23 protein-coding genes are annotated in these 25,221 nt (G+C 60.0%); 9 read left to right on the forward strand and 14 right to left on the reverse strand.

The window, feature by feature from the left end:
- The first annotated feature begins 229 nt into the window (after positions 1–229).
- Positions 230–2,422, forward strand: coding sequence for a YccS family putative transporter (gene yccS, locus AC0Z5Z_RS00710; RefSeq protein ID WP_095181360.1), 2,193 nt, complete (start codon positions 230–232; stop codon positions 2,420–2,422).
- A 111-nt stretch (positions 2,423–2,533) separates the two neighbouring features.
- On the opposite strand, the gene AC0Z5Z_RS00715 is transcribed toward yccS, so the two are convergent.
- The gene (locus AC0Z5Z_RS00715) at positions 2,534–3,271 is read right to left on the reverse strand and encodes a substrate-binding periplasmic protein (protein WP_041476775.1); all 738 of its coding nucleotides are present in this window, start codon (positions 3,269–3,271) and stop codon (positions 2,534–2,536) included.
- Between the two features lie 255 nt (positions 3,272–3,526).
- On the opposite strand from AC0Z5Z_RS00715, the gene AC0Z5Z_RS00720 reads away from it, so the two are divergent.
- Positions 3,527–3,979, forward strand: a complete 453-nt coding sequence (locus AC0Z5Z_RS00720; protein ID WP_150743452.1) for a GNAT family N-acetyltransferase — start codon at positions 3,527–3,529, stop codon at positions 3,977–3,979.
- A gap of 123 nt (positions 3,980–4,102) precedes the next feature.
- Here the strand turns inward: AC0Z5Z_RS00720 and AC0Z5Z_RS00725 are convergent, their stop codons facing one another.
- Genes AC0Z5Z_RS00725 through AC0Z5Z_RS00735 form a run of 3 tightly spaced genes read right to left on the reverse strand, consistent with a single transcriptional unit; the run spans position 4,103 to position 7,080 of the window.
- Complete coding sequence (locus tag AC0Z5Z_RS00725; RefSeq protein WP_016772794.1) at positions 4,103–4,399, reverse strand: winged helix-turn-helix domain-containing protein; 297 nt, start codon at positions 4,397–4,399, stop codon at positions 4,103–4,105.
- Positions 4,400–4,417: 18 nt separating this feature from the next.
- Positions 4,418–4,912 carry a YgjP-like metallopeptidase domain-containing protein gene (locus AC0Z5Z_RS00730; protein WP_038861199.1) on the reverse strand — a complete coding sequence of 165 codons (495 nt, stop codon included), beginning with the start codon at positions 4,910–4,912 and terminating at the stop codon, positions 4,418–4,420.
- Positions 4,913–4,956: 44 nt separating this feature from the next.
- On the reverse strand, positions 4,957–7,080 hold the full coding sequence (locus AC0Z5Z_RS00735; protein ID WP_095181357.1) for a putative bifunctional diguanylate cyclase/phosphodiesterase: 2,124 nt from the start codon (positions 7,078–7,080) through the stop codon (positions 4,957–4,959).
- Between the two features lie 312 nt (positions 7,081–7,392).
- Here AC0Z5Z_RS00735 and AC0Z5Z_RS00740 point away from each other — a divergent pair, with 312 nt between their 5' ends.
- Positions 7,393–8,061 (forward strand): polysaccharide lyase family 7 protein, encoded by a 669-nt coding sequence (locus tag AC0Z5Z_RS00740; RefSeq protein ID WP_016772792.1) that lies wholly within the window; start codon positions 7,393–7,395, stop codon positions 8,059–8,061.
- Positions 8,062–8,322: 261 nt separating this feature from the next.
- Here the strand turns inward: AC0Z5Z_RS00740 and AC0Z5Z_RS00745 are convergent, their stop codons facing one another.
- The 8 genes from AC0Z5Z_RS00745 to tkt form a co-directional block, all read right to left on the reverse strand.
- Positions 8,323–9,609 (reverse strand): type II toxin-antitoxin system HipA family toxin, encoded by a 1,287-nt coding sequence (locus tag AC0Z5Z_RS00745; protein WP_485610583.1) that lies wholly within the window; start codon positions 9,607–9,609, stop codon positions 8,323–8,325.
- A complete protein-coding gene (locus tag AC0Z5Z_RS00750) occupies positions 9,602–9,865 on the reverse strand; it encodes a helix-turn-helix transcriptional regulator (RefSeq protein WP_024014619.1) in 264 nt (87 codons plus the stop codon). The genes AC0Z5Z_RS00745 and AC0Z5Z_RS00750 overlap by 8 nt, the downstream gene beginning before the upstream one ends.
- Positions 9,866–10,011: 146 nt before the next feature.
- Positions 10,012–11,076, reverse strand: a complete 1,065-nt coding sequence (gene fba / locus AC0Z5Z_RS00755) for a class II fructose-bisphosphate aldolase (protein WP_008081027.1) — start codon at positions 11,074–11,076, stop codon at positions 10,012–10,014.
- A gap of 251 nt (positions 11,077–11,327) precedes the next feature.
- Positions 11,328–11,660, reverse strand: a complete 333-nt coding sequence (locus tag AC0Z5Z_RS00760; protein WP_064365344.1) for an MliC family protein — start codon at positions 11,658–11,660, stop codon at positions 11,328–11,330.
- Between the two features lie 57 nt (positions 11,661–11,717).
- On the reverse strand, positions 11,718–11,939 hold the full coding sequence (locus AC0Z5Z_RS00765; RefSeq protein ID WP_016772786.1) for a hypothetical protein: 222 nt from the start codon (positions 11,937–11,939) through the stop codon (positions 11,718–11,720).
- A gap of 34 nt (positions 11,940–11,973) precedes the next feature.
- A complete protein-coding gene (locus AC0Z5Z_RS00770; RefSeq protein WP_016772785.1) occupies positions 11,974–13,137 on the reverse strand; it encodes a phosphoglycerate kinase in 1,164 nt (387 codons plus the stop codon).
- 12 nt (positions 13,138–13,149) lie between these two features.
- Positions 13,150–14,202: an erythrose-4-phosphate dehydrogenase gene (epd, locus tag AC0Z5Z_RS00775; protein ID WP_310218926.1), complete on the reverse strand. Its 1,053-nt coding sequence runs from the start codon at positions 14,200–14,202 to the stop codon at positions 13,150–13,152.
- 166 nt (positions 14,203–14,368) lie between these two features.
- A complete protein-coding gene (tkt, locus tag AC0Z5Z_RS00780) occupies positions 14,369–16,366 on the reverse strand; it encodes a transketolase (RefSeq protein WP_056786473.1) in 1,998 nt (665 codons plus the stop codon).
- A 259-nt stretch (positions 16,367–16,625) separates the two neighbouring features.
- On the opposite strand from tkt, the gene AC0Z5Z_RS00785 reads away from it, so the two are divergent.
- The 4 genes from AC0Z5Z_RS00785 (at position 16,626) to AC0Z5Z_RS00800 (ending at position 21,221) form a co-directional block, all read left to right on the forward strand.
- Positions 16,626–17,621 carry an ArsR/SmtB family transcription factor gene (locus tag AC0Z5Z_RS00785; RefSeq protein ID WP_485610584.1) on the forward strand — a complete coding sequence of 332 codons (996 nt, stop codon included), beginning with the start codon at positions 16,626–16,628 and terminating at the stop codon, positions 17,619–17,621.
- Between the two features lie 18 nt (positions 17,622–17,639).
- Complete coding sequence (gene metK / locus AC0Z5Z_RS00790) at positions 17,640–18,830, forward strand: methionine adenosyltransferase (RefSeq protein ID WP_024014624.1); 1,191 nt, start codon at positions 17,640–17,642, stop codon at positions 18,828–18,830.
- A 221-nt stretch (positions 18,831–19,051) separates the two neighbouring features.
- Complete coding sequence (ligB, locus tag AC0Z5Z_RS00795) at positions 19,052–20,728, forward strand: NAD-dependent DNA ligase LigB (protein ID WP_485610585.1); 1,677 nt, start codon at positions 19,052–19,054, stop codon at positions 20,726–20,728.
- Positions 20,729–20,825: 97 nt separating this feature from the next.
- Positions 20,826–21,221 carry a DUF1090 domain-containing protein gene (locus tag AC0Z5Z_RS00800; protein ID WP_016772779.1) on the forward strand — a complete coding sequence of 132 codons (396 nt, stop codon included), beginning with the start codon at positions 20,826–20,828 and terminating at the stop codon, positions 21,219–21,221.
- A gap of 165 nt (positions 21,222–21,386) precedes the next feature.
- Here AC0Z5Z_RS00800 and AC0Z5Z_RS00805 read toward each other — a convergent pair whose 3' ends face one another.
- Positions 21,387–21,836: a c-type cytochrome gene (locus AC0Z5Z_RS00805; protein WP_095181353.1), complete on the reverse strand. Its 450-nt coding sequence runs from the start codon at positions 21,834–21,836 to the stop codon at positions 21,387–21,389.
- 128 nt (positions 21,837–21,964) lie between these two features.
- Between AC0Z5Z_RS00805 and mltA the strand changes: the two genes are divergently transcribed.
- Positions 21,965–23,137, forward strand: coding sequence for a murein transglycosylase A (gene mltA, locus AC0Z5Z_RS00810; protein WP_150636890.1), 1,173 nt, complete (start codon positions 21,965–21,967; stop codon positions 23,135–23,137).
- Positions 23,138–23,227: 90 nt separating this feature from the next.
- Here mltA and AC0Z5Z_RS00815 read toward each other — a convergent pair whose 3' ends face one another.
- Entirely contained in the window at positions 23,228–23,611 is a 384-nt protein-coding gene (locus tag AC0Z5Z_RS00815; protein WP_024014628.1) for an MAPEG family protein, read from the reverse strand.
- Between the two features lie 331 nt (positions 23,612–23,942).
- Between AC0Z5Z_RS00815 and AC0Z5Z_RS00820 the strand changes: the two genes are divergently transcribed.
- Positions 23,943–25,112 (forward strand): MFS transporter, encoded by a 1,170-nt coding sequence (locus AC0Z5Z_RS00820; RefSeq protein WP_197891204.1) that lies wholly within the window; start codon positions 23,943–23,945, stop codon positions 25,110–25,112.
- Positions 25,113–25,221 lie beyond the last annotated feature (109 nt).

Here is a 25,221-nt window from a genome sequence, read left to right on the forward strand (position 1 = left end):
TCAAGGCCAAATACAAAACCCTGTGGGAGCGAGCCTGCTCGCGAATGCGGTGTACCAGTCGACATCAATGTTGAATGACACTCCGCTTTCGCGAGCAGGCTCGCTCCCACAATGGTTTGTGGTGTAAGTAAAAGGAACACTTTTTGCTGTCAGATGTGCTCGGCGCCATTGCGTCGGCGTCATTACTGGCTCAATTTAGCGGCATCGCCTCGGAAGGCCTTCGCACTTCATGTCCTCGACCTCGTTTCGTCAGTCTTTGCGGCGCCTGTGGGCGCTGGATAAATTCAGCTACAGCGTGCGGGTATTCATCGCCCTGACCGGCAGCATGGCGCTGTGCTGGTATCAGGATGAAATGGGCCTGCTGATCCCGTTGTTCCTCGGCATCATCGCCAGCGCCCTGGCCGAGACCGACGACAGTTGGCAGGGTCGTCTCAACGCCCTCGCGGTGACACTGGTGTGTTTCAGCATCGCCGCGCTGTCGGTGGAATTGCTGTTTCCCTACCCGATCATTTTCGCCGTGGCCCTGGCACTGGCCAGTTTCGGCCTGACCATGCTCGGTGCGCTGGGCGAGCGCTACGGTGCGATCGCCTCGGCGACGCTGATTCTGTCGGTGTACACAATGATCGGCGTTGATCAGCGCGGCGGCGCGGTCACTGATTTCTGGCACGAACCGATGCTGCTGGTCGCTGGTGCGGCGTGGTACGGCCTGCTCTCGGTGCTGTGGCAGGCGCTGTTTTCCAATCAACCGGTGCAGCAGAGCCTGGCGCGGCTGTTCCGCGAGCTGGGCCTTTATCTGAAGCTGAAATCTTCGCTGTTCGAGCCGATCCGGCAGATGGATGTCGAAGCCCGGCGGCTCGAACTGGCGCAGCAGAATGGCCGGGTGGTCGCCGCCCTGAACACGGCCAAGGAAATCATCCTGCATCGGGTCGGCAACGGTCGACCCGGCTCGAAAGTCAGCCGTTATCTGAAGCTGTATTTCCTCGCGCAGGACATTCACGAACGCGCCAGCTCTTCGCACTATCCTTACAACGCGCTGGCCGAGGCGTTCTTCCACAGCGACGTGCTGTTCCGCTGCCAGCGCCTGCTGCGCCAGCAAGGCAAGGCCTGCCGGGCGTTGGCCGAATCGATCCAGATGCGCCAGCCGTTCATCTATGACGCCAGTTTCGCCGAAGCCCTGAACGACCTGCATGCCTCCCTCGAACATTTACGCATCCAGAGCAACCCGGCATGGCGCGGCCTGCTGCGCTCGCTGCGCGCCTTGGCGGCCAACCTCGGCACCCTCGACCGACTGCTCAGCGATGCCAGCAACCCCGATGCCCTGGCGGACGCCACCGACAGCAGCCTGCTCGACCGCTCACCGCGTAATCTCAAGGACGTGTGGATTCGCCTGCGTACGCAACTGACGCCGACCTCGCTGCTGTTCCGCCATGCCCTGCGCCTACCGCTGGCACTGAGCATCGGCTACGGCATGGTGCACCTGATCCACCCGTCGCAAGGCTACTGGATCATCCTCACCACGCTGTTCGTCTGCCAGCCGAACTACGGCGCGACCCGGCGCAAACTCGGCCAGCGGATCATCGGCACGGCCATTGGCCTGACGGTGGCCTGGGCGCTGTTCGATCTGTTCCCCAACCCGGTGGTGCAATCGTGCTTCGCCATCGCTGCCGGTGTGGTGTTCTTTACCAACCGCACCACCCGCTACACCCTGGCAACGGCGGCGATCACGATCATGGTGCTGTTCTGCTTCAATCAGGTCGGCGATGGCTACGGGCTGTTCCTGCCACGGCTGTTCGATACCCTGCTGGGCAGCCTGATCGCAGGTCTGGCGGTGTTCCTGTTCCTGCCGGACTGGCAGGGTCGGCGCCTGAACAAAGTGCTGGCCAACACCCTGACCTGCAACAGCATCTACCTGCGCCAGATCATGCAGCAATACGCCGCCGGCAAAAGCGATGACCTCGCTTATCGCCTGGCCCGACGCAACGCCCATAACGCTGACGCGGCGCTGTCGACAACACTGGCGAACATGCTCATGGAGCCGGGGCATTTCCGTAAGGAGGCGGATGTCGGCTTCCGCTTCCTGGTGCTATCGCACACGTTGCTCAGCTATTTGTCAGGGCTCGGCGCGCACCGTGAAACACAGTTGCCAGCGGAGGTGCGGGAGCATCTGATCGAAGGCGCCGGGGTGAAACTGGCGACCAGCATCGACGAAATCGCTCATGGTTTGGCGAGCAAGCAGCCGATTGCGATTCAGAGTGATGACGAGGAAGCGCTGGCCAATGAGCTGGAGCAGATGCCGGATGAAATCGATGAAGGGCAACGGTTGGTGCAGACGCAGCTGGCGCTGATTTGCCGGCAGTTGGGGCCGCTTCGGACGTTGGCGGCGCATTTGATCAAGGACACTGCCGAAATCAGCGGCGCCTGAGACGACGCGTTCGCGAGCAGGCTCGCTCCCACAGGGTATGCATTTCAAATTGTGGGAGCGAGCCTGCTCGCGAAGAGGTCATCAGCCACAAAGAAATTGCCGGATCACCCTTCACATTCCATGCCGCCGCAATAACTTCTCATAAGTCCCGTCAGCCTTCATCGCCTCGATCGCACGATCAAACCCGGCGACGATCTGCTCATGCTGCGGGTTCTTCAGACTGACCAGAATATGCAGGCTGTTCTCACTCAACGGCTTGGGTAAAAACTCCACCGAATTGCGTACCTTGGCCGATTCCCGTGCCAGGTAATACTTGGCCACGTACTCATCCTCCAGGGTCAGCTTGACCCGGTCCGCCGCGAGCATGCGCACGCCCATGGCGAAGTTGTGCACAGGGACTTTCTGCATCGCCGTATCGGCATCGAAAGGTGCGGAATAGGCGTACCCGCGCACCACGGCAATCGGGTAAGTGTGCAGTTGCTCGAGGTTGCTGTAGTCGATGGGTGCGTCTTTGCGCTTGAGGAAGCGGATGCGGTTGATCAGGTACTCACCGGAAAACTGACCGATCTGTGTGCGTTCGTCGTTGTACCAGGCGTTGACCAGTACGTCGTAACGCCCCTCGCCAATCCCCAGCAATGCTCGCGCCCACGGCACTTGTTCGTAACCGCTGGCATAACCGGCGCGAGCCAGTGCGGTGCTGACAATGTCGGTGGCCAGTCCACCGTTGACCAGTGCATCGTCGGTAAACGGCGGCCAATTATCGAACGCCAGCCGCAGCTTCTGCGCCGCAGCATCCTGGCCCAGCACCAGCAGTCCGATCAAAGCAACGGCTTGAAGCAATCGCAGCATGCTTGAACATCCTCAGCGGGCAACCGCCCGACGTGGTTTCACGTCAAAACCCAAGGCCCCTTACCGGCAAAACCCAAGCATTGAACATTAGCTCATGGGAACCAGTGCGCAGTGCTCTTGAGCAGATTACACAAAGTCTCGGCGGCCGCGAGAAAGGAATGGTGGCATTTTGACCTTTATCACAGACTGTTGCGCCATACAGACATATGGCGCAGCTGCGCTTAGTATCGGGCGACATGGTCAAGGAATCGAAAAATGACAATCGAGTGGATCTGCAAACATCATCGCGATTTGGGCAAAGAGCAGTTGTACGCCTCGTTGAAGCTGCGCTCTGATGTATTCGTGGTCGAACAGAAATGCGCCTACCCGGATCTCGACGGCCAGGATCTGGAGGGCGATACCCATCACCTGATGGGCTGGGAGGATGATCAGTTGATGGCTTACCTGCGCCTGCTGGATCCGGAATCCCAGGGCGGCGACGTGGTGATTGGCCGCGTGGTGACCGCGCCCGCCGGCCGTGGCAAAGGGTTGGGCCACGCGATGATGGAACAGGCGCTGAAGCAGGCCGAAAAGCACTGGCCGCAGGTGCCGATCTATCTGTCGGCGCAGGCACACTTGCAGGGGTATTACGGCAGGTACGGGTTTGTCGTGGTGGGTGAGGAATATCTCGAGGATGACATTCCACATATCGGCATGCGTCGTTCTTGAGGGCCTCATCGCTGGCAAGCCAGCTCCCACAGGTTCATCGCTCGTTCACGAAAACCGTGTTCGCTGGAGATCCCTGTGGGAGCTGGCTTGCCAGCGATTGCGTCAGTTCAGGCGCCGCAGGAATCAGGGGTATTCCAGCACCGCTTTTATCTGCCGCAAATTGCGCTCGATCCAGCCGCGATCAATCGCTCCCCACTCACGAATCCGATAGCGCCCGGCATGATTGCGTGCGCCCTCTTCCTGTTCGAACTCGCAGATGATGTCCAGATCGGCCAGCGCGGCAATCGTGTCCTGCGCCGTGCGTCGCGGCATGCCGGTGACTTCGGTCAGCGTCGGCACACTCGGCGCCAGGCCGCTATCGATGAGATAAGCCACGTACAAACGGCGATAGAAACTGCTCTTGGTCTTGCTGACGTCCATCCACACCTTCCTGATTGGTCAAGCCTGCATATCCCGCCACGTCAGGTACACACGCAGATCGAATTCGATCTGGTGATACCCCGGCAGCATGTGCTCGCACAGTTTATAGAACGCCTTGTTGTGATCCGATTCCTTGAAGTGCGCCAGCTCGTGCACCACGATCATCTTCAGAAAATCCGGCGCGGCGTCCTTGAACAGCGCGGCGATGCGAATTTCCTTGTTGGCCTTGAGCTTGCCGCCCTGCACCCGTGACACCGTGGTGTGCAGACCGAGCGCGCGGTGGGTCAGGTCGAGGCGGTTGTCGAACAGCACTTTGTCGATCGCCGGCGCATTACGCATGTACTGCTGCTTGAGATCCAGCGCGTAGCTGTACAAGGCCTTGTCGCTCTGCACGTCGTGTCGCCCTGAATAGCGCTGATTCAGGTATTCACCCAGACGCCCTTCGGCAATCAGTTGGCGCACCTGATCCTGCAATTGCGCGGGGTAGGCCTGGAGGTACTTCAACACAGTCATGGACAAGCGACGCGGTTCGAAAAAGGTCCGCCAGTGTAGCGAATTCAACCGGGCAGCGCGCTCCAGTCAAAGGGTTCGACGAAGCTGACCGCGTCTTCGGCGATCAACGGCCGCGCGACGAGGAAGCCCTGCACGTATTCGCAGCCATGGGCTTGCAGCCACTGATATTGCTCGAGGGTTTCCACTCCTTCGGCGATCACCAGCAGACCGTATTGCTTGCACAGGTCGATGACCATGCGCACCAGCGCCGCATCACGTGGCGAGTCCGGCAGGCGCGCGATCAAGTGGCGGTCGAGCTTCAGCGTGTCCAGCTCCAGATCGCGCAGATGCGCCAGCGAACACGGCCCCGAACCAAAATCATCCAGCGCCACGCGCACCCCGAGATGACGCAGCAGTCGCAGTTGCTTGCGGGTTTCGTCCGGGTCTTGCATCAACGCTTCTTCGGTGACTTCGACTTCCAGTTGCCGCGGTTGCAGCGCATGGCGTTCCATGACTTGACGCAATTCAGTGACCAGATTCGGCAGGCCGAACTGGGTATTGCTCAGGCTCACGCCAAGCACCAGATCTTCAGCGAACAAGGTTTCCCAGGCTTTACGCTGACCGGCGCCACGGTGATAGATCCAGCTGCCGAGGCGACTGATCAAGCGCGCCTCTTCCAGCAACGGCAGAAACAACCCCGGCGGCACATCGCCGACGCTCGGATGCTGCCAGCGCAGCAACGCTTCGAACCCACGGATCTGTCCGCTGCCGATCGCCACCTGCGGCTGATAGACCAAATTGAAATCGCGATTCTCGATGGCCTCGCGCACGCTGTCTTCCAGCATCAGACGCGAGCGTGCGCGGCCGTTCATTTCAGGGTCATAGAAACGATATTGCTGACGCCCGGCGCGCTTGGCCTCGTACATAGCGATGTCCGAGGCGCGCAGCAAGCCGTCGAGATTGCGCCCGCAGTCAGGATAGGTGGCGATGCCGATACTGGCGCCAAGGACGATATCCAGACCTTCGATCTGCTGACACACCGATACCCGTTCGATGAGTTTTTCGGCAATCTTCGCCGCTTGCTCGGGGAATTCGAGATCCAGCAGCGCGGTGAATTCATCGCCGCCCATACGCGCGAGAATATCGAACGGCCGCAGGCACGCTTTCAACTGTTCGGAGACCCAGCGCAACACGCGATCGCCGGCATCGTGACCGAGGGAATCATTGACCCGCTTGAAGCCGTCGAGATCAAGGTAGAGCAACACCCAACTGCTGTCGCTACGTTCGCCGCGCAACAGCAGGTTTTCGACGGTCTGGTAGAACCCGCGTCGGTTGAGCAGCCCGGTCAGCGGATCGGTTACCGCCTGGAATTCCAGTTGCTGGTGCAAGTGACGCACCACCGACATGTCCAGCACCGTCACCACCATCGCATGCTGCTCCGAGGACAGCGGCGCACAGGACAATGCCACCGGCACTTGCTGTCCGGGCGCCGTGCGCAGCAACGCATCGTGCAGACGCAGGGTTTCACCGCGCTGGTAGCCGGCGTAGAACTCGGAATCGGCCCACAGGGGAATGTGTGGCTTCTGCAGGAAATCGAGAAACTCCTTGCCTTGCAGATCCTTCACCGGCGCATTGAGCAACCGCGAAATCGCCGGGTTGGCGAAGCGGATCACGCCGTCCTCGCTCAACACCAGAATGCCTTCGGCGGCGTTGTCCAGCACTGAGGCATTGAAGGCGCGCGCCACTTCCAGGTCATGACTCAGGCGTTGCAAGGCACGGCGATTGCGCTGGTGCTCGAGCAGCGCCTGGACCTTGGGCTTGAGGATTTGCGGATCGAACGGCTTGAACAGGTAATCCACCGCGCCGCTGGCATAGCCTTTGATCACGGCGTCCTGGGATTGCTCGTTGGCGGTGAGGAAAATGATCGGCGTCAGCCGCGTGCGCTGGCTGCCGCGCATCAGCCGCGCGACCTCGAAACCGTCCATGCCGGGCATCTGCACATCGAGCAGGACCAGGTCGATGTCGTGTTCGAGCAAAAGGTTCAGCGCCTCGAAACCGGAGGCGGCGGTCATCACGTGCCAATCCTGACGCTGCAGCAACGCGCGCATGCTGATCAGATTTTCGGGGTAATCATCGACGATCAAAAGGACCGAGCTGCCTTCACCTGGCTGGGGTTGCGCGCATTCCATGCTGCTTCTCTTATCGGGACCGGTTGCCGGCAAAACCATAGACGTACTGAGCCTTCACTCTAGACGCGGATCAGTGAAAGCAGAAGCTGTCATCCCGCCATCATTTAAACAATGCTCAACCCAGCCGACTAACGGTCACCGCTACAGCCCCCGAAAACCGGGCGGGATGGCATTTCGACAGGACTTTGACGTCAAGTAATCGCCGGACGGGCATTAACAAAAATTGCCGCTACGCTTATAAAGACGCCCGAAAACGCGCGGGCTAGAGCTTCTGGCACCGGCGTTCCGGATGAATTGATTGGAAGAACCGTCATGATCGACCTCGCAACCTGGAACCTCAGCGTTCCTGTTGGCAGCCCGCCGTACACCGTCGAAACCTCGAAACTGGTGGATGGCTTCAAGGATCAGTACTTCCATTCCGACACCGGCACCCTGTTCTTCTGGTCCCCGGTGACTGGCTCGAAAACCGAAAACGCCATCTACCCGCGTACCGAACTGCGCGAAACCTACAGCAACGGCACCCTGCGCAACTGGTACTACCCGGACGCCGACAACCTGCTGCGCGCCACCCTCGCGGTGAACAAGGTGCCGAGCTCGGGCAAGATCGTCATCGGCCAGATTCACGCGTACGAAAGCCAGCGGCCGATGGTCAAGCTCGAATACCAGTACAAGGAAAAAACCCAGACCGGCAATCTGGTGATCAAAGTGCGCATGCGCCCGGACGACGCCGAAAGCCGCGTCATCACCCTCGCCACCGGCGTCAAGCTTGATCGCGAATTCAACTACCTCATCCACTTGAGCCCCGGCGGTGCCCTGGGCGTGAGTGCGGCGGGCTATCAGTGGGACTCCCAGATCAGCGCGACCTGGCGCGACAAGCCGCTGTACTTCAAGGCCGGCGTGTATGTGCAGGACAACACCGGCTATACCAGTGAGGGTGGACAGGTGACGTTTACCAAACTGGATATTGATCACGACAAGTAGCTAGCCGCCAAAATGACAAACAACCCATAACTTGCAGACCACACTCGCTCCAATTGTAGGAGTGGGCCTGCTCGCGATAACGGTGTGTCATTCAATATTCATGTGTCTGAAACTCCGCTATCGCGAGCAGGCTCACTCCTGCAAGGGCTTCAGGGGTGGGCTGCGGACTGCGCCACCTCCAAATGCGGGCCGCTGCCTTGGCGAAATGTCGCGTATACGCGACTTTGAGTAGCAAATGTCACCGTAGCGGTACACCGCTTATCATCTATCAGCCTTTTCCTTTCTACCGCTTGATAAAGGATGACGCTTCAAACCCGAACCGACCGAGTCATTCAACGCAACCATGCGCCCGATGTCCCATTCGCGTTGCATCCTTGCAAACAATTCAACGTCTATCCGTGGTCGGTGAATCAAAAGCGCCTGACTCATTGCCTCGGCTATCCGGTCGACGATCAGTGCTGGCTTATCCACAGCGCAGTGTTTACGACCAAACTCAATCAACTGCTGACGATCCGGATAAGCTTTGGCCTTGTTCATCTTGATGGCAAGAGTACGGTCAACCAGCGATCGCCCGGTCCTGGGGTTGTAGTTCTCGTATACGGTTGTCGTCGTGACATCGTATACCGGCGCCAACTGCACCGTTTCAGAGGCCGCGGGGTGCGTGTAGGTCACCCCGAAGTTTTTCAAATGCGCATCGCCGTTACGCACCATGACCGAAAGACAGACGGATGAAAAAAATCGTTCCAGTTCTCGTATCGGGTCGGCATGCCTGCATACCTGACGGATCACTGCAGCAAGGGTTTCGTAGCTCTGCGAATATTTATAGTTGTCGTGGGGATCCTTGTTTAACCCCAGCAGCACCGCCATGTCTTCAAAGCCAAGGCGATCAGACGCTGTCAGATCAAAACGCTCCATGACAAACAGCTCACCGTTATCGGAAAGCCAGAAAGGCGGCGTGTACAGTCCTGCCAGCCGCGCTGCTTCCAGACACAGAAACTCGTTTTGAGCCAGGTGCTCATACTCTTCCGCTCCTGATTTGACGATAAGGTCGGAGCTGATCACTGTTTTTCGGCTACCAGTCAGTTTGTCCAGATCGGGCACCAGAACCTTGGGCTGAACACCTGAAATCCCCGATTCGAAGTAGGTTTCGACCAAAAAACCGAAAACATGCTGAGAGGTGTCCGCCGACAGGATCTCCTGCAGGCCGACCTGCGCACGAACAGAGCCTGAAGGTTCTACCGGATTCTCATACGTGAGGCGACCGATCTGATTACCGCCAATGACGGACAACAGGCGCATTTCATCCACTTGCATATGCTTGGCCATGCGCCGCTTGATTTGGTCGGCCAGATATCCCTCAGGCACATTCATATCGAAGATGGGCTGCAATACGCTGCTCACCGACGGTGTCGGGTCATAGGGCATGACCAGGGAAACTTCCTTGAGTGGCGACGCTGACTGGTAAGCGAATGAAAACTGCGAACCTTTGGACAACTCGCCGGAATGGCCCTGAGGCGTCATGACATTCAGTCGTTTCACCTTACTCATCATGCTCTACCAATTCGGCGAGTGATTTGAGATCGATTCGGTTATCGACAATCTCCAACGCCATGCCTAACGCGGCAATAACTCTAAACACCGTATAAAAAGCGACGTTTTCGCCTGCTTCTAGATCGATGATGGTTTTGCGGCTGCAATGAGCCCTATGCGCAAGCAGCGCTTGACTGTAGCCCTTGGCTTTGCGCAATTGGCGAATACGCTGGGCAAACGTTGCTGGATTATCGAGAAGCAAAATGTCACCCATATCGGACTTTAAATAGATTATTACCAGTAAAGTCCCCTTTAGGTGACATTTCAAGCAAAAGGATGCCGATGTCTTGTCACAACGCTTCCACCACAAAAAAACCCGCCTCTCGGCGGGTTTCTTTTTAATCAGCTCAACGCTCAGGCTCAGTTAACCTTGGCGTTCAACTCACCCTTCAGATAACGCTGGTACATCGCTTCCAGCGAGATCGGTTTGATCTTCGAAGCATTGCCGGCAGTACCGAACGCTTCATAACGAGCGATACATACATCGCGCATTGCGGTCACGGTGGCGCCGAAGAATTTACGTGGGTCGAATTCGCTCGGGTTGGTGGCCATCAGGCGACGCATGGCGCCAGTGGAGGCCAGGCGCAGGTCGGTGTCGATGTTGACCTTGCGCACGCCGTGCTTGATGCCTTCGACGATTTCTTCAACCGGGACGCCGTAGGTTTCTTTGATATCGCCGCCGTACTGGTTGATGATCGCCAGCCACTCTTGCGGAACCGAAGACGAACCGTGCATCACCAGGTGGGTATTCGGGATGCGCTTGTGGATTTCCTTGATGCGGTCGATCGCCAGCACGTCGCCGGTGGGTGGCTTGGTGAACTTGTAGGCACCGTGGCTGGTGCCGATGGCGATGGCCAGGGCATCGACCTGGGTGCGCTTGACGAAGTCAGCGGCTTCTTCCGGGTCGGTCAGCATCTGGCTGTGATCCAGAACGCCTTCAGCGCCGATGCCGTCTTCTTCACCGGCCATACCGGTTTCCAGCGAACCCAGGCAGCCCAGCTCGCCTTCAACCGAGACGCCGCAGGCGTGAGCCATGGCTACGGTTTGTTGGGTAACGCGGACGTTGTAGTCGTAGTCGGTCGGGGTCTTGCCGTCTTCGCCCAGCGAGCCGTCCATCATCACCGAGCTGAAGCCCAGTTGAATCGAGCGCTGGCAAACGTCAGGGCTGGTGCCATGGTCCTGGTGCATGCACACCGGGATGTGCGGAAATTCTTCGATCGCGGCCAGGATCAAGTGACGCAGGAATGGCGCGCCGGCGTATTTGCGGGCGCCGGCCGAAGCCTGGACGATCACCGGGGAGTCAGTCTTGTCAGCGGCTTCCATGATGGCGCGCATCTGCTCAAGGTTGTTGACGTTGAAGGCTGGAACGCCGTAGCCGAACTCGGCTGCGTGGTCCAGCATCTGGCGCATGCTGATAAGTGCCATTGTGTGTGTCTCTCCCGGTTGAGGGTCGTTGATCGTGCCAGCCTGCCGAAGCGGCGGCGGCTATTCAAGTTAATGCAGATCGGGGGTTGAGGCCCGACCTGGTGATTCGGTAAAGCAAATTCCAAGAACTACACAGATCCCCTGTGGGAGCGAACCTGCTCGCGAAAGCAATCTTGCAGTCGCTGATGCAGTGCCTGCCAGGCCGCTTTCGCGAGCAGGCTCGCTCCCACAGTAGAACTGTGGTGTGTCAATTACTGCGCCTTGCAACCACGGCCAATCAGGTCATTGGTGGCGACCCAGTACACCAGGCCTTCGTCACCCTTGACGTGAAACGCCAGCATGCCATCGCTGTACAGCGTGCCAGAGGCGCCTGGCTCTTCTTTCAGGCGATAGACCTGATCACCGCCGCCGAGGCGAACGTCGACTTCCTTCTGGCCGGCATCGGCGTAACGCCACAACACCTTGGCCTGACTGTCGCAGGTCCAGGTCGTCCAGTTGTCTGCCGGGGCCGACGACTGAAACAGGTTCAACTGCGCGCAACCACCCAACAATGCCAACGCCGCAACGGCGATCAAGCCTTTCATCCGTGTTCCTCGACTGACGACGCACGCCGCCAGCCCTGAGTTAAAGAGTCAGACCCGTCAAGGACAACCATGTTCCTTGACCGGGGTTTGCGTCTCGTATTTGTCCAGGCCGTCCGGGCCCGAGCGCTTGTTCAGCACCGGGTTGGTTTCGGCCTGCCAGTCGGCCTGATAACAGCCCTTCTGCGGCTCGCTCGGTGCTGGCGTCGCGTCAGCCTTCGGGGTGCTCCCGCAGGCCGCCAGCGTACCGGTCAGCAACAACAGCGCTAACGACTTGACCATGTGAACACTCCTTTGCCTGGCCAAACGGGCGGCCTCAGGCCTTGGCCCGGCTTTCCAGGACTTCAACGGCAGGCAGCACCTTGCCCTCGACGAATTCGAGGAACGCGCCACCACCGGTGGAAATGTAGGAGATCTGCTCAGCCACGCCATATTTATCGATCGCCGCCAGGGTGTCGCCACCGCCCGCGATGGAGAATGCCGAGCTTTCGGCGATAGCCTGGGCCAGCACTTTGGTGCCGTTGCCGAACTGATCGAACTCGAACACGCCAACCGGGCCGTTCCACAGAATGGTTTTCGACGATTTCAGCAGCTCGGCGAAATTGGCTGCAGTTTGCGGACCGATGTCGAGAATCATGTCGTCAGCCGCCACGTCAGCGATCAGCTTGACGGTCGCTTCAGCGCTTTCGGCAAATTCCTTGGCGACCACAACGTCAACCGGCAACGGTACGCTGACTTTGGCAGCGATTTCACGCGCGGTGTCGAGCAGGTCCGGTTCGTACAGCGACTTGCCGACCGGGTGACCAGCCGCCGCGAGGAAGGTGTTGGCGATGCCGCCGCCGACGATCAGTTGATCGCAGATCTGGCTCAGGCTGTTCAGCACGTCGAGTTTGGTCGACACCTTGGAGCCGGCAACGATGGCTGCCATTGGCTTGGCCGGCGCGCCGAGGGCTTTGCCCAGTGCATCCAGCTCAGCGGCCAGCAACGGGCCGGCGGCAGCGACTTTGGCGAACTTGGCTACACCATGGGTCGAACCCTCGGCGCGGTGAGCAGTACCGAAAGCATCCATCACGAACACGTCGCACAGGGCCGCGTATTGCTGGGCCAGGTCGTCGGCGTTCTTCTTCTCGCCCTTGTTGAAGCGTACGTTTTCGAACAGCACGATGTCGCCAGCCTTGACCTCCACGCCACCGAGGTAGTCAGCCACCAGCGGCACTTCACGGCCCAGCGCTTTGCTCAGGTAGTCGGCGACAGGTTTCAGGCTGTTTTCGGCGGAGAACTCGCCTTCGGTCGGACGGCCCAGGTGCGAGCAGACCATCACCGCCGCGCCTTTTTCCAGGGCCAGCTTGATGGTCGGCAGCGAAGCCAGGATGCGCGCGTCGCTGGTGACAACACCGTCCTTGACGGGGACGTTGAGGTCTTCGCGGATCAATACGCGCTTACCTTGCAGATCGAGGTCGGACATCTTCAACACGGTCATGGGTCGCACTTCCTACGGTTTTTTTGAAGTTGCTGTTTGCAGATAGTGGTCTGCTACGTCCAGCATTCGGTTGGCAAAACCCCATTCGTTGTCGAACCAGGCCAGGATGTTCACCAGTTTGGGGCCGGAAACTCGGGTCTGGCTGGCATCGACGATGGCCGAATGTGGGTCATGGTTGAAATCACAGCTGGCGTGCGGCAACTCGGTATAGGCCAGAAGGCCTTTGAGCGGGCCGCTGGTGGCGGCTTCGCGCAGGATCCGGTTGACCTCATTGGCGTCAGTCGCCGTGGCGGTCTGCATCGTGATGTCGAGGCAGGACACGTTGACTGTCGGCACGCGCACGGCTTTGGCCTGAATTCGCCCGGCAAGTTCCGGCAGCAGGCGCTCGATACCGCGCGCCAGACCAGTGGACACCGGGATCACCGACTGGAACGCCGAACGCGTGCGGCGCAGGTCTTCGTGGTGATAGGCGTCGATCACTGGCTGATCGTTCATCGCCGAGTGAATCGTGGTGATCGACACGTAATCGAGGCCGATCGCCTGATCGAGCAGGCGCAGCAGCGGCACGCCGCAATTTGTCGTGCAGGAGGCATTGGACACCAGCAGTTCGTCGCCGGTCAGGCAGTCCTGATTGACGCCGTAGACGATGGTGGCGTCGACATCCGCTTCGCTGGCCATCGGCTGCGAAAACAGCACGCGCGGTGCGCCGGCGTCGAGAAAACGCTGGCCATCGGCACGGGTGTGGTAAGCGCCGGAGCACTCAAGCACCAGATCGACGCCCAGCGACGCCCAATCGATGCCTTCGGGGGTGGCACTGCGCAGGACCTTCACGCAGTCGCCATTGATATGCAGACAATCGCCTTCAACCCGCACTTCGCCGGGAAAGCGGCCGTGGGTGGAGTCGAAGCGTGTCAGGTATTCGATGCTGGCCATGTCGGCCAGATCGTTGATCGCGACAATTTCAAACCCGGCTTTCTCGCCTCGCTCGAACAACGCACGCAAGACGCAACGACCAATGCGGCCGTAGCCGTTGAGTGCAACTTTGTAGGGACGCGGTTGAGGCATGGGGTTCTCGATAGATTCGCTAACAACACAACCCCATGTAGGAGCTGACGAGTGAAACGAGGCTGCGATCTTTTGATCTTGTTTTTAAGATCAAGATCAAAAGATCGCAGCCTTCGGCAGCTCCTACAGGGGAACGCGGCGGCCAGGGCCACCGCATTCGTACTGCTTAGTCTTCCAGCAGCTCTTCAGCCTGACCGAGGATGTTTTCCAGGGTGAAGCCGAACTCTTCGAACAATGCCGAAGCCGGCGCCGACTCACCGTAGGTGGTCATGCCGATCACACGACCTTCCAGACCCACGTACTTGAACCAGAAATCGGCGTGGGCGGCTTCGATGGCGATACGTGCGCTGACCTGCAATGGCAGAACCGACTGCTTGTACTCCGCATCCTGAGCATCGAACGCGCTGGTGCAAGGCATCGAAACCACGCGAACCTTGCGGCCCTGCTCGGTCAGTTTGTCGAAGGCCTGTACGGCCAGACCGACTTCCGAACCGGTGGCGATCAGGATCAGCTCAGGCTCGCCTGCGCAATCCTTGAGCACATAACCGCCACGGCTGATGTTGGCAATCTGGCCAGCGTCGCGTTCCTGGTGCTGCAGGTTCTGCCGGGAGAAGATCAGCGCCGACGGGCCGTCCTTGCGCTCCAGAGCGTTTTTCCAGGCCACTGCCGATTCCACGGCATCGGCTGGGCGCCAGGTGTCGAGGTTCGGCGTGCTGCGCAGGCTGGTCAATTGCTCGATTGGCTGGTGCGTCGGGCCGTCTTCGCCCAGACCAATGGAGTCGTGGGTGTAGACGTGGATCACGCGTTTCTTCATCAAAGCCGACATACGTACGGCGTTGCGTGCGTATTCCATGAACATCAGGAAGGTCGCGCCGTAAGGCACCAGACCGCCGTGCAGGGCGACGCCGTTCATGATCGCGGTCATGCCGAACTCGCGCACGCCGTAGTACATGTAGTTGCCGCTGGCGTCTTCAGCGCTGACACCTTTGCAGCCTTTCCACAGGGTCAGGTTGGAGCCGGCGAGGTCAGCCGAACCGCCGAGCATTTCCGGCAGCAGCGGGCCGAAAGCGTTGAGGGTGTTTTGGCTGGCTTTGCGGCTGGCGATGGTTTCGCCCTTGGCGGCGACTTCGGCGATGTAGGCCGAGGCTTTTTCCGAGAAGTCGGCCGGCAGTTCGCCGCTCAGACGACGGATCAGCTCGTTGGCTTCAGTCGGGAACGCAGCGGAGTAGGCGGCGAAACGCTGATCCCACTCGGCTTCGACCGCGCGGCCAGCTTCTTTGGCGTCCCACTCGGCATAGATGTCGGCCGGGATTTCGAACGGGCCGTGGTTCCAGTTCAATGCCTGGCGGGTCAGGGCGATTTCTGCGTCACCCAATGGGGCGCCGTGGCAATCTTCCTTGCCCTGCTTGTTCGGCGAACCGAAACCGATGGTGGTCTTGCAGCAGATCAGCGTCGGTTGAGCGCTCTTGCGTGCGGTTTCGATGGCGGTCTTGATCTCTTCCGGATCATGGCCGTCGACGTTGCGGATCACCTGCCAGTTGTAGGCTTCGAAACGCTTCGGCGTGTCATCGGTGAACCAGCCTTCGACTTCACCGTCGATGGAAATGCCGTTGTCATCGTAGAAGGCAATCAGCTTGCCCAGGCCCAGCGTGCCGGCCAGGGAGGCGACCTCGTGGGAAATGCCTTCCATCATGCAGCCATCACCGAGGAACACGTAGGTGTGGTGATCAACGATGTTGTGGCCGGGACGGTTGAACTGCGCGCCCATGACTTTTTCAGCCAGAGCGAAACCGACGGCGTTGGCCAGACCCTGACCCAGCGGGCCGGTGGTGGTTTCGACGCCCGGGGTGTAACCGAATTCCGGGTGGCCTGGAGTGCGGCTGTGCAGTTGACGGAACTGCTTGAGGTCGTCGATGGACAGGTCGTAGCCGGTCAGGTGCAGCAGCGAGTAGATCAACATCGAGCCGTGGCCGTTGGACAGCACGAAGCGGTCACGGTCGGCGAACGACGGGTTGCTCGGGTTGTGCTTGAGGTAGTCGCGCCACAGCACTTCGGCAATATCTGCCATACCCATAGGGGCACCGGGATGGCCGCTGTTGGCTTTTTGCACGGCATCCATGCTGAGGGCACGAATGGCGTTGGCACGCTCACGACGGCTAGGCATCGCTGATCTCCTGGGTGTGAATAGACTGAAACGGAAAAAAGGAGGGCATTTTCCCTCACCCATGCGCCTCGGGGCAATGACAGATAGTCATCGGCAGGCGTTTTTCCAATCGATAGCACAGGTTTCGCTTGGTGAAACCTTTCCGCTATTCGTTTGTAGAGACTGCCGTCCGCCGAGAAGTGCCATTTATCGAGCAATATCAAAACTTTTTGATATTGACCTTGCGGTGCCTTGTCCCCGTCTCTAGACTGCCAGCCCTATGAACTTACGCGTGCCTTCCATTCGCCATGACGATTGCGACGAGCTGGCGGCCCTGTGCAAGGCCGGCGGCGATCCGCTGCGGCTGAATGTATTGCGCGCGCTGGCCAACGATTCGTTTGGCGTGCTGGAGCTGGCGCAGATTTTCGGCATCGGTCAGTCGGGCATGAGCCATCACCTCAAGGTGCTGGCGCAAGCCGACCTGGTGGCGACACGCCGTGAGGGCAACGCGATTTTTTATCGTCGTGCCCTGCCCCACAGCGAATTGCTCGGCGGCAAGCTGCACGCGGCATTGCTGGAAGAAGTCGACAATCTGGATCTGCCTGATGAAGTGCAAGCACGCATCGAGCAGGTTCATGGTCAGCGTGCCGCCGCCAGCCGGGATTTTTTCGCCCGGGTCGCGGAGAAATTCCGTGCCCAGCAAGATTTGATCGCAGGCCTGCCGCAGTACCGTGACAGCGTGCTGGCCCTGCTCGACAAACTGAACTTCGATGGTGCAGCCACGGCCATTGAAGTCGGCCCCGGCGATGGTGCTTTTCTGCCGGAACTGGCCCGTCGTTTCGGCACCGTAACCGCGCTGGACAACAGCCCGGCGATGCTCGAACTGGCGCGTCAGGTGTGTGAACGTGAACAGCTGGCTAACGTCAGCCTGCAATTGGCCGATGCATTGAACGGCACAAGCCTCAAGGCCGATTGCGTGGTGTTGAACATGGTCCTGCACCATTTCGCCGCTCCGGCCGATGCGCTCAGGCACATGGCCGATCTGCTGCAACCGGGCGGTAGCCTGCTCGTGACAGAGTTATGTAGCCACAACCAGAGTTGGGCCAGGGAGGCCTGCGGTGATCTCTGGTTGGGGTTTGAACAGGACGATCTGGCCCGTTGGGCCACCGCTGCGGGACTCGTTCCCGGGGAAAGCCTCTATGTAGGCTTACGTAATGGTTTCCAGATCCAGGTTCGCCACTTTCAGCGACCGGCTGGCGACACTCACCATCGGTAAATTCAGGAAAACATCGAGATGAGCGAATACTCCCTCTTCACCTCCGAGTCCGTGTCTGAAGGACATCCGGACAAAATCGCCGACCAGATTTCCGATGCGGTGCTGGACGCCATTATTGCCCAGGACAAACACGCTCGCGTGGCCGTGGAAACCCTGGTCAAGACCGGCGTGGCCATCGTTGCTGGTGAAGTGACCACCAGCGCCTGGGTCGACCTGGAGCAGATCGTTCGTGACGTGATTTGCGACATCGGCTACACCAGCTCCGAAGTCGGCTTCGACGGCGCGACCTGCGGCGTGATGAACATCATCGGCAAGCAGTCCCCTGACATCAACCAGGGTGTCGACCGCGCCAAGCCTGAAGATCAGGGCGCCGGCGACCAGGGCCTGATGTTCGGTTACGCCAGCAACGAAACCGACGTTTTGATGCCAGCACCGATCACCTTCTCGCACCAGCTGGTGCAGCGTCAGGCTGAAGCACGCAAGTCGGGCCTGCTGCCGTGGCTGCGTCCGGACGCCAAGTCGCAAGTGACCTGCCGTTACGAAGGCGGCAAGGTTGTCGGTATCGACGCTGTTGTTCTGTCGACCCAGCACAACCCGGAAGTGTCGTACAAAGACCTGCGCGAAGGCGTGATGGAGTTGATCGTCAAGCACGTACTGCCTGCCGAACTGCTGAGCAAGGACACCCAGTTCCACATCAACCCGACCGGCCAGTTCATCATTGGCGGCCCGGTTGGTGACTGCGGTCTGACCGGCCGCAAGATCATCGTCGACAGCTACGGCGGCATGGCCCGTCACGGCGGCGGCGCGTTCTCCGGCAAGGATCCATCGAAGGTTGACCGTTCGGCTGCCTACGCTGGCCGTTACGTAGCCAAGAACATCGTTGCGGCCGGCCTGGCCGAGCGTTGCGAGATTCAGGTTTCCTACGCGATCGGTGTGGCCCAGCCTACGTCGATCTCGCTGAACACCTTCGGCACCGGCAAGATCAGCGATGACAAGATCATCAAACTGGTGCGTGAAGTGTTCGACCTGCGTCCATACGCGATCACCACCATGCTCGACCTGCTGCACCCGATGTACCAGGAAACCGCAGCCTACGGCCACTTCGGTCGCGCGCCGCAGACCAAGACCGTTGGCGAAGACAGCTTCACCACGTTCACCTGGGAAAAAACCGACCGCGCCGACGCCCTGCGTTCCGCCGCTGGCCTGTAATACCCTGGCTGCAAGAAAGCCCCGCACGGTTCGCGCCGTGCGGGGCTTTTTCATGCCTGACAGATTTTTGAGATCCCTGCGGGAGCGAGCCTGCTCGCGAAGGCGCCCGCTCATGCAACGTCAATTCAGAATCCGGAAACACCTCGAAAAACACCCCCGGTAACGCATTTCGAATCCTCACCTACCCTTCAAATATTACCCCCGAGCAAGGACGCTCAACGATGCTCTTCACACTGCGCCTGTTGCTGGCCTTCCTGCTGGCACTCATCACCCTTGTCAGCCAAGCCAACTGTCCGAACTGGGATCGTTCCCAAGCCCAACGCGAAATCACCACCCTGCAAAACCGGATCGACCAATGGGACGACGCCTATCATCGCGAAGGCCGTTCATTGATCAGCGACGAACTCTATGACCAGTCCCGACTGCAGCTGAAAGAATGGCAAGCCTGTTTCAACCAACCCACATCCCCGCAGCCGTTGCGCACCGCGTCCGGCACGGTCACCCACCCCATCGCCCACACCGGCCTGGACAAGCTGCACAAAGTCGAAGACGTCGCCCACTGGTTGCGTGATCGCCAGAACGTCTGGGTGCAACCCAAGGTCGACGGCGTGGCTGTCACGCTGATCTACCGCCAGGGGGTATTGCAGCAGGCGATCAGTCGCGGTGATGGGGTCAACGGCCAGGACTGGACAGCCTCCGCGCGCAGGATTGCAGCCATTCCGCAACGTTTGAGGCAGCCACGGGATCTGCTGGTACAGGGCGAACTCTATTGGCGCCTGAGCGCGCATGTTCAATCACAGTCCGGCAGCGTCAATGCCCGCGCCACCGTCGCCGGGCTGATGGGACGTAAAACACTCGATGTTGAACAGGCCGCCGGGATCGGCCTGTTTGTCTGGGACTGGCCGCAAGGTCCTGTGCGGCTGCCGGAAAGATTGTCCGAACTTCAGACATTGGGGTTCGCCACAACCGAGCCCTATACCCAGCCCGTCACCCGATTCGAAGACGCGCAAAAATGGCGCGAGCACTGGTATCGCTCGCCACTGCCCTTTGCCAGCGACGGCGTGGTGCTGCGTCAGAGCCAACGGCCACCCGCCGAACGCTGGCAGGCTCGCGCGCCGTATTGGGCGATTGCCTGGAAATACCCGTTCGCCCAGGCATTGGCCGAAGTGCGCAAGGTCAACTTCAAAATCGGCCGCACCGGGCGGATCACGCCGGTGCTGGAACTGCTGCCGGTCAGACTCGATGACCGCGAAATCAAACGGGTCAGCGTCAGCTCGCTCAAGCGCTGGCAAACCCTCGACATCCGCCCCGGCGATCAGGTGGCAATCAGTCTGGCCGGGCTGACCATTCCGCGCCTCGACAGTGTCGTGCTGCGCACCAGCGAACGGGCGGACATCAACATCCCCGATGCTGGCGACTACCACGCCCTGAGCTGCTGGCAACCGACGCCGGGGTGTGAAAGCCAGTTTCTCGCGCGTCTGACCTGGCTCAGTGGCAAGCAGGGCCTGGCCATGCAGTATGTCGGTCGCGGCACTTGGGAGAAACTTTTGGAAACAGGCCGTCTGAAACACCTGCTGGATTGGCTGACCCTCGATGCGTCAGAGCTTGCTAACATTGCCGGCCTCGGCGAGCGCAGCAGCGCACGGCTGATCGACAGTTTTCAGGGCGCGCGGCAACAGCCGTTCGCTCGATGGTTGAAAGCGCTGGGCATGCCGCCGGCCGGACAGGCACAACTGGACGATTCGTGGCAGGCCCTGGCACAACGCGACACTGAACAATGGCAGGCAGAAGCCGGTATCGGCCCGGGACGCGCGGCGCAACTGAGCGCATTCTTTCGCGACCCGCAGGTACTGGCTTTGAGTGACACCCTGAAAGCCGCCGGAATCGACGGCTTCTGAACCTGCAATCCCCGCCCGGCGGGAACCCAACGGCCGGCCAGACGCTCCAACAGCGCAGTGCCCTCCCACCCCGATTGCCTTTGCACATGGAGCTTTTATGAAATTTCTCGCACCGCTCGCCCTGCTTACTCTTTGCGGCGTCATGGCCGCCCCGGTCATGGCCGAAGAAGACGGCCCGGGCCTGACCGGTTGCGCTGCCAAGAAGCAGGGCATCATCAATCAGATCGAACAGGCCAAGTCGCGCGGCAACATGGAGCAGCAGGCAGGCCTGGAAACCGCACTGCGTGAAGTGAACGAACATTGCACCGACGCCGGGCTGAAGAAAGAGCGTGAGAACAAGGTGCTTGAGGCCAAGCATGAAGTCAGCCAGCGTCAGGCGGACCTCGACAAGGCCATGAAGAAGGGCGATCCGGAGAAGATCAACAAGCGCAAGGAAAAGCTCGCCGAGTCGCGCAAGGAACTGCAGGAAGCGCTGGACGAGATCGATAAGTAACCCAAGCCCTGTGGTGAGGGGATTTATCCCCGTCCGGCGGCGAAGCCGTCGCAAATTCGACTGATCGGGTCCGACTGAAAAAACTCGGTTATATGGTTTTGGGGCTGCTTCGCAGCCCATCGGGGATAAATCCCCTCGCCACAAGGTACTCAGCAGCCTCAGGAATCAATGATCGCGAAACTCTTTATGGCAAGCACTGCAGGCATCCTCGACTTTCTGCACTGCCGGTCCGAGATTGCTGGCCTTGTACGGCTGAACCTGACTGGCGACCACCAGTTCACCGGTTGCCGCTTCGAGGGCGCGGGCCAGTTGCTGAAAACGCGCCTGTTTCTGCCAGACATCGTCCTTGGCGCTGGTGTGATCTTCCTCGCGCACCTGCGGAAAATGCTTCCACGGTTCATGGGCCAACGCATCAAGTCTGACCGCGCCCTCGGCAAATTTCGGTCCGTCGAAGGCAATGCGCCCGCGCAACATGCCGCCGAGGTCTTCGCTGGTCTTGAGCATCTGCTTGAAGATGGCCTTGCGCTGGCCCAGCGGCGAATTCGGGTCGACGCCGCCACAGGCGGACAAGGTCAGACAGGCCAGCAATACAACAGCAATTGGTTTCAGAGTCATGATGGCTTCAGGTCGCGGAAATCGGCGGCCAGTATCCTCGGCTCACCGCCAAACACCAATAGCCCTATTAAAAATACGGGTTGGTCGAGCGCATGGAGCTCTCGGCCAATCGGCACAGGAATCACTCCATGAACAGCCGCTTCACGGCCTGGCGTCACCCGCTTATCGTCACCCTTCCACTGCTCGCCATCCTCGCCGGTTGCACAGGCGGCGACAGCGCCAAACCAAAAACCCATGCGCTGGCCACCTATTCCAGCGCGACCTGGGAAGCCTTGCCCGCTGTCTCCGACAGCGATCTGGTCGCCGGTTTCGGTTCCTGGCGCAGCGCGTGCACCCGACTCAAAGCCGACGCAGTCTGGGGGCCGACCTGCGCTGCGGCGGCGAATGTGCCGCAAAGCGCCGCCGAGATTCGTGCATTCCTCAAGCAGAATCTCGATGTCTACGGCCTGCGCGCCGAGAACGACAACCCCAACGGTCTGATCACCGGCTACTACGAACCGGTGTACCCCGGCAGCCTGACGCCAACCGCAACGGCGAACGTGCCGGTGTATGGCGTGCCGGAAGACATGATCATCGTCTCGCTCGACAGCATCTACCCGGAATTGAAAGGCAAGCGCCTGCGCGGCCGCCTCGAAGGACGCGTGCTCAAGCCTTACGACGACGCGGCGACCATTGAATCCAATGGCGTGAAAGCGCCAGTGGTCGCCTATCTGACTGATCCGATGAACCTGCAATTTCTGCAGATCCAGGGCTCGGGCCGGATTCAGACCGAGGACGGCAAACAGCTGCGCATTGCCTACGCCGATCAGAACGGCCACCCGTACCGACCGATCGGTCGCTGGCTGGTCGAGCAAGGCGAGCTGAAGAAAGAAGACGTGACCATGACCGCGATCAGCAACTGGGCCAAGGCCAACCCCACGCGCATTCCGCAACTGCTGGCCAGCAACCCGAGCTACGTGTTCTTCACCCGCAACCCGGACAGCAACGAAGGCCCGCGCGGCTCGCTGAACGTGCCGTTGACCGCCGGCTACAGCGCGGCAGTGGATCGCAAAGTAATTCCGTTGGGCAGTCTGTTATGGCTGTCGACCACCAAACCGGATGGCACCCCACTGGTGCGCCCGGTCGCGGCGCAGGACACCGGCGGCGCGATTGCCGGCGAGGTGCGCGCGGATCTGTTCTGGGGCACCGGCGATGCGGCCGGGCAACTGGCCGGGGACATGAAACAGCAGGGGCAGATCTGGATGCTCTGGCCTAAAGGAAAAGAGTTGCCGCAAGTGCCGCAGGTGGCTGACAAACCCTAAAAGCATAAGATCGCAGCCTTCGGCAGCTCCTACAGGAGTATGCATTCCTCTGTAGGAGCTGCCGCAGGCTGCGATCTTTTGAGCCTGCTTTCAGATGGACACAAAGAAAAACGAAGCAATCAGCCCCATCCCGATAAACCACACCACCGAACGCAGTGCAGCCCAGTCAGCCAGGTAGCAAATGATGTACAGCAGGCGGCTGGTGATAAACAGCACGGCCAGCACATTGACCGTCACCAGCTCCGCAGTGCCGACCAGATGCGCAACGATCACCGCAGCGGCAAACGCGGGCGTTACTTCAAAGCTGTTCAGTTGCGCGGCGTGGGCGCGACGGGCGACGCCATCGACGCTGTCGAGAAAGTCCCGTGGATCGTAATTGTCCTTGAGGCGGAAACCGCCGGTGGCCTTCGCCACGATCGTGCACACGTACGGCAGGAAAATCGCGATCAACACACACCACAGAGCCACTGTCATAACGTCGTCCTTTTTTCGATTGGAGAAATTGGCGAGCGGTCAGAACTTCATCACCAGCATGCCGATCAGCACCTGCCCACAGGCTAAGAGCAGCGCCCGGCCGAAAGGTTCTTTCAGCTGGATATAACACGGCAATTCCAGTGAGCCGTCGATTAGTCAGATTATTGATTCGCCATGTGTCAGCAGCTGTTTATACTGCAACCCACCACGCCGTACTCAGCTGCACACCAAAAACTCCAATAAAAGCTGCCTGCTCCGCTTTCTTCGAAAACGGTCGCTGGCACGCGTATGCCTGATCAAAGCGTCAAGACTACCGACAGAGACCTTGCGCATGCCCCTCGCTTTACTTGCACTCGCCGTTGCCGCATTCGGCATCGGCACCACCGAATTCGTCATCATGGGCCTGCTGCCCGACGTTGCCCGCGATCTGGCGGTGAGCATTCCTCATGCCGGGCTGCTGATCACCGGTTACGCCCTGGGCGTGGTGTTCGGCGCACCGATCCTGGCGATCGGCACCGCCAATATGCCGCGCAAAGCGACACTGCTGGGCATGACGCTGATGTTCATCCTCGGCAACGTGCTCTGCGCGCTCGCGCCGAACTACGCGACGCTGATGGCGGCGCGCGTGGTCACGGCGCTGTGTCATGGCGCGTTTTTCGGCATTGGCTCGGTGGTTGCCGCCGGCCTGGTTGCGCCGAACAAACGCGCGCAAGCCATTGCCATGATGTTCACCGGCCTGACCCTGGCCAACGTGCTCGGCGTGCCACTCGGCACAGCGCTGGGCCAATACGCTGGCTGGCGCTCGACCTTCTGGGCGGTGTCGGTGATCGGCATTGTGGCGGCGTTGGCGCAATGGTTGTGGTTGCCCAAACACATCGCGATGGACAAGGCCAATCTCGCCAGCGAATTCAAAGTGCTGGGCAAGGCCAACGTCTTGTTGGCGCTGGGCATGAGCGTGCTGGCCTCGACCAGCCTGTTCAGCGTGTTCACGTATATCGCACCGATCCTGCAAGACATCACTGGCGTCAGCCCCCACGGCGTGACGGTGATGCTGCTGTTGTTCGGCGTCGGCCTGACAGCGGGCAGCATGCTCGGCGGGCGTCTGGCCGATAGCCGCTTGCTGCCGTCACTGGTCGGCGTGGCACTGGCAGTTGTGGTGATTCTGGCGGCGTTCAGCCAGACCAGCCGTGCGGTGATTCCGGCGGCGATCACCTTGGTGCTATGGGGGATTTTCGCCTTTGCGCTGTGCCCGATTCTGCAGCTGCTGATCATCGATCAGGCGCATGAAGCGCCGAACCTCGGTTCGACGCTGAACCAGAGCGCGTTCAATCTGGGCAACGCAGCAGGTGCCTGGATTGGCGGGCTGGTGGTGGCCAGCGGCGCGGATCTGGCGGATCTGCCGTGGACCGGGGCGCTGGTCGGCGTGCTGACGGTGCTGACGGCGCTGTTGTTCATTTACCTGCAACGTCGGCAGGCGAGTGCGGTCAATGTGTCTGGCTGAGACCTCTATTTATCCCCCTTGGGCTGCGCAGCAGCCCCAAAACCTTCAATCGGGTTTTGTCAGGAATAATCGATAAACCGGATTGCGACGGCTTCGCCGCCGAGCGGGG

The sequence above is a fragment of the Pseudomonas sp. 1L-E-NC-VB-C3 genome (genome assembly GCF_057291535.1).